At 63.9% G+C, this 13042-nt stretch carries 12 protein-coding genes and 1 tRNA gene; 7 read left to right on the top strand and 6 right to left on the bottom strand.

Annotated features, from left to right (window positions below; all coding sequences use genetic code 11):
* Nucleotides 1–14 precede the first annotated feature (14 nt).
* Entirely contained in the window at nucleotides 15–1223 is a 1209-nt protein-coding gene (locus BTO02_RS04300; protein WP_075155983.1) for a transglycosylase SLT domain-containing protein, read from the bottom strand.
* 674 nt (nucleotides 1224–1897) lie between these two features.
* Between BTO02_RS04300 and BTO02_RS04295 the strand changes: the two genes are divergently transcribed.
* Both BTO02_RS04295 and BTO02_RS04290 read left to right on the top strand, forming a co-directional pair.
* Nucleotides 1898–3475 carry a UbiD family decarboxylase gene (locus BTO02_RS04295; RefSeq protein ID WP_075155982.1) on the top strand — a complete coding sequence of 526 codons (1578 nt, stop codon included), beginning with the start codon at nucleotides 1898–1900 and terminating at the stop codon, nucleotides 3473–3475.
* Between the two features lie 79 nt (nucleotides 3476–3554).
* Nucleotides 3555–4265 carry a LysE family translocator gene (locus BTO02_RS04290; RefSeq protein WP_075155981.1) on the top strand — a complete coding sequence of 237 codons (711 nt, stop codon included), beginning with the start codon at nucleotides 3555–3557 and terminating at the stop codon, nucleotides 4263–4265.
* Nucleotides 4266–4289: 24 nt separating this feature from the next.
* On the opposite strand, the gene BTO02_RS04285 is transcribed toward BTO02_RS04290, so the two are convergent.
* Together BTO02_RS04285 and BTO02_RS04280 are read right to left on the bottom strand one after the other, a co-directional pair.
* A complete protein-coding gene (locus BTO02_RS04285; protein ID WP_075158583.1) occupies nucleotides 4290–5255 on the bottom strand; it encodes a threo-3-hydroxy-L-aspartate ammonia-lyase in 966 nt (321 codons plus the stop codon).
* A 231-nt stretch (nucleotides 5256–5486) separates the two neighbouring features.
* On the bottom strand, nucleotides 5487–5786 hold the full coding sequence (locus tag BTO02_RS04280) for a hypothetical protein (protein ID WP_075155980.1): 300 nt from the start codon (nucleotides 5784–5786) through the stop codon (nucleotides 5487–5489).
* Nucleotides 5787–7049: 1263 nt separating this feature from the next.
* Between BTO02_RS04280 and BTO02_RS04270 the strand changes: the two genes are divergently transcribed.
* The 4 genes from BTO02_RS04270 (at nucleotide 7050) to trmB (ending at nucleotide 9492) form a co-directional block, all read left to right on the top strand.
* Nucleotides 7050–7370: an EthD family reductase gene (locus BTO02_RS04270; protein WP_075155978.1), complete on the top strand. Its 321-nt coding sequence runs from the start codon at nucleotides 7050–7052 to the stop codon at nucleotides 7368–7370.
* 236 nt (nucleotides 7371–7606) lie between these two features.
* Complete coding sequence (locus tag BTO02_RS04265; RefSeq protein ID WP_075155977.1) at nucleotides 7607–8170, top strand: YggT family protein; 564 nt, start codon at nucleotides 7607–7609, stop codon at nucleotides 8168–8170.
* A gap of 130 nt (nucleotides 8171–8300) precedes the next feature.
* A tRNA-Gly gene (locus BTO02_RS04260) sits at nucleotides 8301–8375 on the top strand.
* A 259-nt stretch (nucleotides 8376–8634) separates the two neighbouring features.
* Nucleotides 8635–9492, top strand: coding sequence for a tRNA (guanosine(46)-N7)-methyltransferase TrmB (trmB, locus tag BTO02_RS04255; protein WP_075155976.1), 858 nt, complete (start codon nucleotides 8635–8637; stop codon nucleotides 9490–9492).
* Between the two features lies 1 nt (nucleotide 9493).
* Here trmB and BTO02_RS04250 read toward each other — a convergent pair whose 3' ends face one another.
* The 3 genes from BTO02_RS04250 to BTO02_RS33780 form a co-directional block, all read right to left on the bottom strand.
* Nucleotides 9494–10330 carry an undecaprenyl-diphosphate phosphatase gene (locus tag BTO02_RS04250; RefSeq protein ID WP_075155975.1) on the bottom strand — a complete coding sequence of 279 codons (837 nt, stop codon included), beginning with the start codon at nucleotides 10328–10330 and terminating at the stop codon, nucleotides 9494–9496.
* A gap of 95 nt (nucleotides 10331–10425) precedes the next feature.
* A complete protein-coding gene (locus BTO02_RS04245) occupies nucleotides 10426–11010 on the bottom strand; it encodes a DUF1439 domain-containing protein (protein ID WP_075155974.1) in 585 nt (194 codons plus the stop codon).
* Nucleotides 11007–11372 (bottom strand): YkgJ family cysteine cluster protein, encoded by a 366-nt coding sequence (locus BTO02_RS33780; protein ID WP_442953434.1) that lies wholly within the window; start codon nucleotides 11370–11372, stop codon nucleotides 11007–11009. The genes BTO02_RS04245 and BTO02_RS33780 overlap by 4 nt, the downstream gene beginning before the upstream one ends.
* A gap of 165 nt (nucleotides 11373–11537) precedes the next feature.
* Between BTO02_RS33780 and hemN the strand changes: the two genes are divergently transcribed.
* Nucleotides 11538–12950: an oxygen-independent coproporphyrinogen III oxidase gene (hemN, locus tag BTO02_RS04235; protein ID WP_075158582.1), complete on the top strand. Its 1413-nt coding sequence runs from the start codon at nucleotides 11538–11540 to the stop codon at nucleotides 12948–12950.
* Nucleotides 12951–13042 lie beyond the last annotated feature (92 nt).

Genomic DNA, 13042 nt, shown 5'->3' with positions numbered 1-13042 from the left:
TTCCGGCAGCAAGATCAGGCGCCCAACTGCTCCGACGTTGCGACGTGCTGCTTTTGCGAGGTACTCGCGTCATCCTGGGCGGGCACGGCGCTCGTCGTACTGGTCGCCGATTTCGCCGCGGCGATCGCATGGCCGCCGTCGAGCGTCACCTGCACGCGCTTGCCGGTGCTGCTGTTCGCAGCCTGCTGCGAGGAAGACGTGGACGCCGTCACCGTCGCAGGCGCCTGCGGGGCGTTGATCGGCACCTTGCGGCCGCGCGCGACGTCGCGCAGACGCGAGCGCTCCGCCATCACCTTCGCACCGTAACCGCCGTCGTCCTGCGTCGACGAACCGACGTACAGCCGCAGGCCGCCGGGCAGCGAACCGCCACGCGCGATGCAGTCCTTCAGCACGAGGGCGCCGACCTTGATGTTCGCGAGCGGCTCGAGCGCGGCGCTCTGACCGCCGAAGTAGCGGAATTTGTCCGAGTGGACCGTCGACATCACCTGCATCAGGCCCTTCGCCCCGACACCGCTTTCGGCATACGGATTGAAGCCCGATTCGATCGCCATCACGGCGAGCAGCAGCAACGGATCGAGACCGACCTCGTGGCCTGTATCGAACGCCGCCTTGACGAGTTCGCTGACCGGCTCCTGCGCGACGCGGTAGCGGCGCGCGAGGAACGTCGCGACGAGGTCCTGCTCGCGCGATGACACCAGCACGCGGTCGTCGCGCGCATCGGCGCTCACGCGTTGCGCCGGGATCATGTTGGCGATCGACGCGACGCTCGGCAGCGTGCGCGGATCGAGGCCATTGAGCGCCGACGAAGACGCGGCGCTACCGCTGTTCGCGCTGTTGTTCAGACCGGTGCCCAGATCGAGCGGGTTGTCGAAGCCGTTGACGCCCGTCAGCGCGACGGCTTGCGACTCGCTGCCGCCGTTGTTGCTCGACAGCGTGTTGTCGGACGAGGCCTTGCGCGCGCCGGGCGGTGCGAACGACGGCAGCGGATTGCCCTGCAGCAGACGCACGGGGCCCGCCTCGACGGCCTTCGACAGCACCGGCATCAGCTTCGCCGCAAGGGTGCCGCGCCACGTCGGCATCAGCCACAGCGCAAGCGCGAGCACCACGGCGATACCGCCCACGACGCTAAACAGATGATGACTCAGACGCGTCCCGCGACGTAAAACAGCGCGTACAGCTTGTGCGGCTCGTTCGTCGGGACGCCACGTTAACCAGGCGTTCATTCAGATCTCCCATGTTGCATGACTCCGCGCACCCCGCCGATGAACCGGCTTCGGACACCTGTCCGCAGAATCAAGACGCCGCGCGCTCTGGTTAAGGCGGCCGCGACGCCGGGAAACAGCACAGAACGGCAAAAAATACCGTTCGGGGAGCCCAAATTTCGAAAACAGTCCGGCAGCATGCTGTAAGGCATGCACACGGCGGCTCCCACACGAAAAAACCAGCGGCGAATTGCGCTGGCGAAGACAACTAAACCGTCAATGCCGTGCAAGGGGCGGCAAAAGCGACGCGTTGCGTCTGAAGGACCGGGGGACGGTGGTAAAAACTATCAAGCCCTGCAACCAATGCAGCGGATTCTAGAGCACCGTTTTATAGATCGTCAACACTATAAAACTCCGAAGTTATAACCAATTGTAATGATGAACGGCGTTCAGTCGGTCAAGAACCGCGCAGGATGCGCCTTTCGGGCCATATGACTTTCTACACCTCAGCGTGCGCCAAGTAACGCATGTAAAATCGACAATCGAAAGGACGCTGCGTTCCAGCATATTTGTTGCATTTTGTTGCCGTTTGCTTTCATCGCCGTCAGCCTTGTGCATCCGGCGACGGAAGTCTCCTGATCGATGTCTCTCTGATCGCGGCCGTGTCGCCTTGCCACGGCCTTCGCAACCGGACCATGAAATATAAAGACCTGCGCGACTTCGCCGGACGTCTCGAATCGTTAGGCGAACTGCGCCGCATTTCGCAAACCGTCTCCCCTGTTCTTGAAATGACCGAGCTATGCGACCGCGTACTGCGCGCCGGCGGCCCGGCCTTGCTGTTCGAATCGAAGGCGACGCATGCGTTTCCCGTGCTCGGCAATCTGTTCGGCACGCCGCGCCGCGTCGCGCTCGGCATGGGCATCGACACGGCGGAACAGCACGGAGCCGACGGCGAACGCGCGGCGCTGGAGTCGCTGCGCGACGTCGGGCGGCTTCTGTCCGCATTGAAGGAGCCGGAGCCGCCGAAGGGCCTCAAGGACGCCGGCAAGCTGCTGTCGCTCGCGAAGGCGGTCTGGGACATGGCGCCGAAGACGGTCGGCGCGCCGCCGTGCCAGGAAATCGTCTGGGAGGGTAGCGACGTCGACCTGACAAAGCTGCCGGTCCAGACCTGCTGGCCCGGCGACGCGGGGCCGCTGATCACATGGGGGCTCACCGTCACGCGCGGGCCGAACAAGACGCGCCAGAACCTCGGCATTTACCGGCAGCAGGTCATCGGCCGCAACAAGGTGATCATGCGCTGGCTCGCGCATCGCGGAGGCGCGCTCGATTTCCGCGAGTTCGCGCTGCGCAATCCGGGGCAGCCGTACCCGGTCGCGGTCGTGCTCGGCGCGGACCCTGCAACGACGCTCGGCGCCGTGACGCCGGTGCCCGACACGCTGTCCGAATATCAGTTTGCGGGGCTTCTGCGCGGCAGCCGCACCGAGCTGGCGAAATGCCTGACGCCCGGCCTCGACACGCTGCAGGTACCCGCGCGCGCCGAGATCGTGCTCGAGGGTTTCATCTACCCGCAGCAGGGCGAGCCGGACGCGGCGCCGGCCGGCTCGCCGCCGCGTCCGTCGAAAGGTCCGTCCGCCGCGTACGAGCACGCGCTCGAAGGTCCGTACGGCGACCACACCGGCTACTACAACGAACAGGAGTGGTTTCCGGTCTTCACGATCGAGCGCATCACGATGCGCCGCGATGCGATCTACCACTCGACGTATACAGGCAAGCCGCCTGACGAGCCGGCCGTGCTCGGCGTCGCGCTCAACGAAGTATTCGTGCCGCTCCTGCAGAAGCAATTCACCGAGATCACCGATTTCTATCTGCCGCCCGAAGGATGCAGCTACCGGATGGCGATCGTGCAGATGAAGAAGAGCTATCCGGGGCACGCGAAGCGGGTGATGTTCGGCGTCTGGAGCTTTTTGCGGCAATTCATGTATACGAAGTTCATCGTGGTCGTCGACGAGGATGTGAACATCCGCGACTGGAAGGAAGTGATCTGGGCGATCACGACACGCATCGATCCGTCGCGCGACACGGTGCTCGTGGACCGGACGCCGATCGATTACCTCGATTTCGCGTCGCCGGTCGCCGGGCTCGGTTCGAAGATGGGGCTCGACGCCACCAATAAGTGGCCCGGCGAGACCGACCGCGAATGGGGCAGGCCGATTGCGATGGACAGCGCTGTCAGAGCGCGCATCGATCAGCTCTGGACAACGCTCGGTCTTTAAGCGCAAGCGTCGCCTGATCGAATGCGCGCCACGCGTACGCACGGTGTTTCAACTATAAGAATTCAGGGAAGTTGCGCGGATGCATCCGTTGTCGTTGTTGTCGGACGGTTTTTTTCTGTCGCTGTCGTTGTGCCTCGATATCGGCCTCGTCAATGTCGCGATCATTTCGCTGACGCTGTCGCATGGCTTCAGGCCCGGGTTCTGGCTCGGCCTCGGTTCGTGTTTCGGCGATCTCATCTATGCGGCGCTCGCGCTTGCAGGCATGGCCGCACTGCTTCGATTCGATGCGGTGCGCTGGGTCGTATGGATCGGCGGCGCAACGATCCTGCTCTATCTGACGTGGAAGATGGCACGCGAGGCGTGGTTTCCGGCGTCGGCGCCGCCGGTGGCAGGCAAACCCGAGGGCATAGACAGTAGCGAAGCCAACGTGGCCGCGCCGCATTCGAGTCCGTGGCGCAGTTTTGCGCGCGGCGTGCTGCTCGCGGTGTCGTCGCCGAGCGCGATTTTGTGGTTCGCGGCGGTCGGCGGCGCGCTGATCGCCAAAGCCGGCGCGACTTCCGCGCGCACCGCACCCGTGTTTCTCGGCGGCTTCTTCGCGGGCGGCCTCGTATGGACGCTATTTATCTGTTCGCTCGCAAGCCACGGGCGCAAGCGCGCGGGCACCGGACTGCTGCGCGCGTGCCATGTGCTGTCGGCACTGCTCTTCGCGTACTTTTCGTACAGCGTGATCGTGAACGGCTATCACGACCTGATCGTGCCGACGGCGCACGCGGCCGGTCGAACCGGTTAAGCGAACGACGACGAACGAGGCGCGTTACGCGAGAAATTCCGCGAGCCGCGCGAGGTCGACGTTACCGCCGCTAATCACGACGCCGACGCGCTTGCCCTCTACCGGCACGATGCCGTTCAGCACAGCCGCCGCGCCGAGGCAACCGGTCGGCTCGACGACCATCTTCATACGCTGCGCGAAAAACCGCATCGCGTCGATCAGTTGCGGGTCGCTGACCGTCACGATCTGCGCGACGTGGCGCTGGATGATCGGGAAGTTGTAGTGGCCGACGTGCGTCGGCGCCGCGCCGTCCGCGATCGTATGCGGCACGTCGATCGTGACGATCTCGCCGCGCGCGAGCGACTGCTGCGCGTCGTTGCCGGCCTCCGGCTCGACGCCGATCACGCGGCACTCGGGGCTCAATGCCGCTGCAGACAATGCGCTGCCGCCGATCAGCCCGCCGCCGCCCACGCACACGAACAGCAGATCGAGCGGGCCGGTCTCCTCGATCAGTTCCTTGACCGCCGTGCCCTGCCCCGCGATCACATGCGGATGATCGTAAGGCGGGATCAACGTCATGCCGCGCTCCTTTGCGAGCCGCGCGCCGATCTCTTCGCGATTTTCCTTGTAGCGGTCATAGGTGATGACTTCGCCGCCGTAGCCTTTGGTCGCGGCGACCTTCGCGGCCGGCGCGTCGTGCGGCATGATGATCGTGGCGCGAATGCCGGCTAGCCGTGCGGACAGCGCAATCGCCTGCGCATGATTGCCTGACGAAAACGTCAGCACGCCCGCTTTACGCTGCTCGCTGCCGAAATGCGAGATCGCGTTGAAGGCGCCGCGAAACTTGAATGCGCCCATGCGCTGAAAGTTCTCGCACTTGAAGAAGATCGATGCGCCGCTGCGCTCGTTGGCGGTCGTCGACGTGAGGACGGGTGTACGGTGGGCGAAGCCGTCGATGCGCTGGGCGGCATCGACGACGTCTTCGTAGGTGGGAGCAGGCAGCGATGACATCGACAAAAAACTCCGGAGCATGGGAAAGCGCCTATTTTCCCAGCTTCCGCGCACAAAAAACAAACGGCGCAACCGGGTGGTCGACCCGCGTTGCGCCGTTTTCGCTTGCTGCTCTGCGCTTGCTGCGCTGCGTTAAGGCCTGCTATTGGAGAAGACGCCCGCAGTTTTCACAGGGAAGCACCGAGGCCGCTCGCGCTTCAATTTCATTACCGGGCCTCAATCAATGCCCGATCAATGGCGATAGTAACCGTGGCCATAGTAGCCGTGCCGCCAGTACGGGCCGCCGCGGTAGTAACCGCGATAGCCGCCGTAGTAGCCGCCGACTACGACGGGCGGCGCATAGACGACTGGCGGCGGCGCATACACAACGGGCGGCGGTGGATAGTAGGCCGGCGCCGGTGCAGCGTAGACGGGGTAAGCAGGCGCCACCGGCACGCCGATGCCGATACCGACGGAAACGTGCGCCTGCGCTGCGGTGGTCAGGCCGACTCCAAGCGCAGCGGCGACAACGAACGGGGCGATCTTCTTCATTTGTTTTCTCCAGAGCGGCACATCATGCCCGTGTGCCGCATAACGACATCCTTGATACCTAATCTAACGAAAAAGGCCTCAAGCGGTCGTATGCATTTGTTGCAAATTGCAATTGATGCCGGCGCAGTGTTTCATGTAGCGCGCCCTACACAAATTCGAAGTTGGCGCCGGTCTTCGAAAATCAAGGGGTTGCGTGCGTCGCACGGCGAACCTGGCCGTCTTTACCGGTCTGCAAACAAAGCGGCGCGGCGCGCCGGTAATCTTTGATTACAAATTCGCTGCAGGCCTCACAGTCGGCTCGAGTCATGCATGGGCGGACACACAGTCGATGCCAGAAACGAAAATGCCCGGCGCGAGCCGGGCATAGGTATGGTCCAGATACTGCGGTGCCGCGAAGCGCGGCGCGAGTCGCCGCGCTTCGCGATCAGCCGACTTTCACATAGGTGAATTCGCGCGTGACGCTCGGCGGCACATACGCGCCACTGATCTTCACACGAGGCGTTAGCCGCTTTCTCTGATCCCACCAGCGACGGCGCTGGGAATGGGTCAAGAACCGCAAGTGCTTTCGGTAAGAAAAGATGCTCATCGCGACCTCCGGAATCTGACTGCAAACCAGGGAAAAGCCAACGGACTGCCGTTCATTGCCGGTGCACGTGAAGCAGATTTCGCGCCTGCATCTTTCGCGCCACCATTCCTCCTGCAATCGTCTTTTTAACCGGGCCGATGCGAGGCTTCGGTACGTCAGCGAACACAGCGCGTCGCACGCCGCTCATCCCGCGCTCGCTATCTGACGTTGCGAGCATCGCCGCACTGCTCTACTGTTGCAATTCATCAGCTTTAATGCGCACTTTCCGTCGGAATCGGCGCATTTAACGGGGCATTTGAATCACTTTACCTGTTTGGCGGCAAATCGGCAGATACCACCGGAAATGCCTGATAGATAGGCAATGAGCAGATCGACGGGCGCTGCGCGTCGCCCGCGCCCGTGGCGGCATCGACGTTTGTTCGGCACGTCGGCCGCTCGTGGCGGAAAAGCAACTAGGATGTTGAATGCGCTCTGCGACGACATTGGCCGGCCGGAAAATGAGAGATCGCCACACCACGTGGCACGCACAGCACGCGATGCGGCAGATCGTGTCTGGAGACGTGCCGGGCGGGGCGCCGCACAGTGCAGGCGTTCAGTAAGCCGTGATAATGTGACGACCGGCGTGCGGTGCGATCCGCCGCACGCGAGGCCGGAACCAACCGACGAGAGAACACACAATGATCAACGTCTATCTGTTCTACGCGTATCGGCCAGACGGCCGTTTCGATATGGATTACTACTGCGGCTCGCACATGCCGCTCGCCGCGAAGCTGTTCGGCGCGGCACTCAAGGGCTGGTCGGTCGACGCCGGCGTCACCGGCGGGCAGCCCGGATCGGCGCCGCCGTATTTCGCGGTCGGCCATTTCCTGTTCGACACGGCCGAAGCGTTCTATCAGGCGTTCACGCCCGTTGCCGATCAACTGCTGGGCGACGTGCCGAATTACTACGATGGCGGCCCTCCGCAGGTCATGATCAGCGAGGTCAAGGTTTCGAAGTGACCGTGCAGTGACGGCGGCAGTACGGGGCGCACGGCGCGGCACACCGCGCGCTGCTTGCTGTCGGCCGTTTTCTACTGCCGTTTTTCGTTGTACTTCGCGGCTGCTGTTCAGGCGCATCGGGGGCGCGAACGGCGGTTCATGGGATCATATGACGCAACCACACGCCGGAACCCGTATTCGGGACTGGCGCCGAGTCCGCGCTGTGCCGGACGCATACTGAAGGAAAGGACAACAAGATGTTCGGCGATATCGCCCGTTTTCTGCTCAATACGATCTTCACGCTTTTCGGCGCGGCATTGCTGCTGCGCGCATGGCTGCTATTCGTCCGGATGCAGCCGTATAACCCGGTGTCGAGCGCGGTGTTCCAGGTCACGAACTGGCTTGTGCTGCCGCTGCGCAAAATCTTGCCGAATGCGCGCCTGATCGACTGGGCGAGCATTGTTGCCACGCTGATCACGGCGATTGTCTATGTCGTGCTGATGGTGGTGATCGTCGGGGTGGATCCGATCGCGTTGATGCCGTCGCTGCTGATCGTCGCGGTGCTCACCGTCGTCAAATGGGCGCTCAACCTGCTGATCTGGCTGACCATCCTGATGGCGCTGCTGTCGTGGCTGAACCCGCGCTCGCCGGCGATGCCGATTCTCTATCAGCTGACCGCGCCATTTCTCGACCCGCTGCGCAAGATCATCCCGCGTCTCGGCGGCATCGATCTGTCGCCGATCCTGCTGTTCGTGATTGTGCAGGTGTTGCTGATGGTGGTGACTCGCGCCGCGGTGTCGCTGACATTGTTCGGGATCTGATCGGCGGTCGGCTTCGGTTTTGTCGGCCACCGCGGGTTTTACACGCAACGCGCGGCGCGCGGCGCCGTTTGCTTGCCGTTCGCCCGCGGTTTGCGTAAATCACTCGAATCCGCGTAAAATGGCGCGCTCCGCGGGCGTCGTATAATGGCTATTACCCTAGCTTCCCAAGCTAGAGACGTGGGTTCGATTCCCATCGCCCGCTCCACTGCCGCGTTCGTGGCGTGGCACAAAGCGCCGTCGCCTGGTTTCGCGTACTGGTTTCGCTGCTTGCTTCCGCTGCTTGCTTCCGCTCAATCAGCCGTGCAGTCCTCGCAGCTAGCCAATCGGCCCATTTTGGCCCAGAGCGGCGATCCAGTGCTTCAATCCGCAGCGGCAAACCGGCAAACCCACGGCGCGACCGGTGCCGATCCCAATACCAATTCAAGATTAAAGCTGCGCGCTGATCGCCTCGCACCCACCGACAAATGATCCACGACCCGAACGAAGCCGGCTTGCCGCACGATCCTTCTGCCCCTTCCACGCGTCCATCCGGGAGTGACGCGAACGACAGCCACGCCAACGAAGCCGGGCGAGGCACAGCTGGCACGCCCGCAGGTGCGCACGCCACGGCCGACGAACAGCACGCGGCATCATCCGAAGCCCTGCATATGCGCCGCATCCGCAGCTTCGTCACACGCGCGGGCCGCGTATCCACGGGCCAGCGCCGCGCGCTCGACGAACTCGGCCCGCGCTTCGTGCTGCCCTACGCGGAACAGCAGCCCGACTGGGACGCCGTATTCGCGCGTCGCGCGCCGCGCGTGCTCGAGATCGGCTTCGGCATGGGTGCGACAACGGCCGACATCGCGGCGCGCCGTCCGCAAGACGATTTTCTTGGCGTCGAAGTGCATGAGCCCGGCGTCGGCGCGCTGCTGAAGCTGATCGACGAACAGAACTTGTCGAACATTCGCATCGTTCAGCACGACGCGGTCGAAGTGCTCGAACAGATGATCGCGCCCGCGAGCCTCGATGGCGTGCACATCTTCTTTCCGGACCCGTGGCACAAGGCGCGTCACCACAAGCGCCGGCTGATCCAGCCAAAGTTCGTCGCGCTGCTCGTGTCGCGTCTGAAACCGGGCGCCTATCTGCACTGCGCGACCGACTGGCAGAACTACGCCGAGCAGATGCTCGAAGTACTCGGCGCGGAGGCCGCGCTCGAAAACACGGCGGAGGCCTACGCGCCGCGTCCCGACTATCGCCCGGTCACGAAATTCGAACGCCGCGGCCTGCGGCTCGGCCACGGCGTGTGGGATCTGATCTTCAGGCGCCGCGCGACGGCAGGCTGAATCAGTCGGCCCAGCTCAACCCGCCGCTGTAGCCGACCACGAGCACCAGCAGCCCGAAGCCGATCCGGTACCACGCGAACGCGGTGAAATCGTGCGACGCGACATAGCGCAACAGCCAGCGCACGCAACCAAACGCACTGATGAACGCGGCGACGAAGCCGACCGCGAACATCCCCAGCGCATCGGCCGACAGTGCGTGCCAATCCTTGTAGACCTCGTAGAAGGTCGCGCCGAACATGATCGGAATCGCGAGGAAGAACGAGAATTCGGTCGCGACGCGCCGGTCGAGCCCGAACAGCATGCCGCCGATAATCGTCGAACCCGAGCGCGACATGCCCGGAATCAGCGCGAAGCATTGCGCGAGGCCGACCTTCAGCGCATCGAGCGGGCGCAGGTCGTCGATCGAATGAATGAACGTCTGCACGCCATTGCCGTTGCGCTGGCGCGATTCGACCCAAAGAATAATGACGCCGCCGATCGCCAGCGCGAGCGCAACGGGCACCGGCGCGAACAGCACCGCCTTGATCGTCTTTTCGAACAGCAGCCCGAGCACGATGGCGGGAATCGTCGCGATGATCACGTTCAATACGAAGCGCCGTGCGTCGGCGCGCACCGGCAGGCCCACCACGACATTGAAGATGCGCTGCCGGAATTCCCAGCACACGGCGAGAATCGCGCCTAGCTGAATCACGACATCGAAGGTTTTCGCCTGCGGCGCGTTGAATTTGAGCAGATGCCCCGCGATGATGAGGTGCCCGGTGCTCGACACCGGCAAAAACTCCGTCAAGCCTTCGACGACGCCGAGAATCAGCGCCTTGCAGGTGAGTATCCAGTCCATCGGCGACCTTTATTGCGGTTAATTTCCGTTGAGCGCAACGGGTCGCCTGAGCACTGGCACATGCGGCAGATGCGGCCCGTCCGGCCGCGAGTGCGTCACCTTTCGATGATCTGCACGCGTATGCCGTTTGTAAGGACCGTGATTGTACCGGGTTCGTACGAAACACCGGCGAATTGCAACTGCTCGGGCTTGAAGGTGTAGACCGGATAGTTGGCGAGCAGCTGTGTCGCGAGCAACCCGGCTGCCGCGCTGATCTGCTGCGCGTAGGCCTGCGCGTCGCCGCTCACCGCGACGTTGTCGACGCTCGGCTGCCTCAGCACGACCGAACGGCTGGCAGCGTCGTATTCGAGCGCGCTCGACAGCGTGAACACGCCGTCCACCGGTTGCGCGAGAAACGGGCTCGCGAATCGCGCATCGAGCCGCACCGAGACGCGATTGGTGTCCGGCAGAAGGCCCACCACGGGATTGCTCAGCGCGACGTCGAACACCTGCGAAACAGTCCGTTGATACGGAAATTTGCGCTGCACCGCGTCCTGCACCTGCTGTTGCGAGAACGTGTAGTGGTCCGGAATGAACGGAAAAATCGATGCCGCGCACGCGGACAGCGACAGCACGGCGGCTCCGGTCGCAGCCGACGCGAGCAGGAAGCGGCGCCTGGCCGGCGCAGCGGGTCGAGTCATTGTTGTTCTCCTCGTGTGGTCGCGGCCGATGTCGCGGTCGCGATGAATGGCCGCGTATCGTGCTCGAGCCGCGCGAGCCAGACGAGCGCCTCGGCACGCGACGCACCGCACATCTCCGCCTGCGGCTGCAAACCCGAACAACAGGCCGGCCGCTCGGGCTTGCCGAAAATCGCGCAACGCAGATCGTCGCCGAGTTGCGCGCAGCGCACACCGGCCGGCTTGCCGTCGGGCATGCCCGGTATCGGGCTCGAAATGGATGGCGCGATACAGCACGCGCCGCAGCCGGGGCGGCACGCGTGATCGGCAACATCGGCTGCTTCCAGCGAAACGTCGAGCATCACTGCATTTTCCTGAAACGTCATGACCTGATGCGGGCGCTCGCGGTCAACCGCGGCACACGCCCGACCCCGCATTGTGCCATTGCGCCGCATGCGACCTTTTCACGCAATGTCGAAGCGCGCCGCAACCTTACACTGGGTCGATCAAGAACGATGCGCCCCGTTCACATGGCGCCCCGGACCTCGACGATGCACACTGCCGACACTCTGTTCCGCCCGGATCTGCTGGCTCGCTACAGCACGAACGGCCCACGGTATACGTCCTACCCCACCGCGCTGCAGTTCCGCGAAGACTTCGACCCGGCGGACTATCTGCGCGCGGCCGCCGATCCCGGTGCCGGGCACACGGATCTGTCGCTGTACTTCCATATTCCGTTTTGCGACACCGTCTGCTTCTACTGCGGCTGCAACAAGGTCGTGACGAAAAATCGCGCGCGTGCGCGACCGTATCTCGACCGGTTGAAGCGCGAACTCGCGCTGCAGGCCGCGTGCTTCGACACGTCGCGCGCGGTGTCGCAACTGCACTGGGGCGGCGGCACGCCGACCTTTCTGTCCGACGACGAAATGGCCGAACTGATGGCTGCGACGCGCGAGCACTTCCGCCTGCGTCCCGAGCCGGACACGGAAATCTCGATCGAAGTCGACCCGCGCGAAGCATCGCCGCAAACGATCGCACACTTGCGCTCGCTCGGCTTCAACCGGCTGAGCCTTGGCGTGCAGGATTTCGACCCGGTCGTGCAGCGCGCGATCAATCGCATCCAGCCGCTCGAACTGACGCAGTCCGTGATGGACGCGGCGCGCGCCAGCGGCTTTCACTCGATCAGCGTCGACCTGATTTACGGCTTGCCGCATCAGAGCGTCGCGAGCTTCGAGCGCACGCTCGACACGATCATCGCGCTCGCGCCGGACCGGCTATCGGTGTTCGGTTACGCACACATGCCGCAGCGCTTCAAGATGCAGCGGCAGATGGACCCGGCGACGCTGCCCTCGCCCGAGCAACGTGTCGCGCTGTTGCAGCGCGTCGTGCAGCGCCTGACCGAGGCCGGTTATGTGTATATCGGCATGGACCACTTCGCGCTGCCCACCGACGAACTCGCGCGCGCGCAAGCGCAGCGTACGCTGCATCGCAATTTCCAGGGCTACAGCACGCGGGCCGCGTGCGATCTGATCGGCTTTGGCGCATCGTCGATCGGCAAGGTCGGCGACGTGTACGCACAGAACGCGACCGACCTGCCCGCCTACGCGGCGGCAATCGACGCGGGCCGCCTTGCGATCCGGCGCGGCGTGCGCCTCACCGCCGACGACCGGCTGCGCCGCGACATCATCGTCGAACTGATGTGCAACCTCGAACTGCGCTTCGACGAATTCGAAGCGGCGTATGGCATCCGCTTTGCCGATGCGTTTGCGCCGGAGCTCGAGCGGCTGCGTGCATTCGAGGACGACGGGCTCGTGTCCGTGGTATCGGCAGGCGGCGGCAAGCTCGAAGTGAACGTGGCCGGACGGATGCTCGTGCGCAACATCGCGATGGTGTTCGACCGGTATCTCGAGCACGACGCCAAGCATGCCGGGAGCGCGTTGCGGCAGTTTTCGCGGACCGTTTGACGCAGCCTCGCCTGGCGGAGGCCCAACTTGCCGGCCGTCGTGTTTTCAGCGATAATCACCGACTTCACTGCGCGCGGTTTCGTCTGCTTCGT

Origin of the sequence: Paraburkholderia sp. SOS3 (assembly GCF_001922345.1) — a bacterium.
Classification (GTDB): Bacteria; Pseudomonadota; Gammaproteobacteria; order Burkholderiales; family Burkholderiaceae; genus Paraburkholderia.
This window is presented reverse-complemented; position numbering and strand designations above follow the sequence as displayed.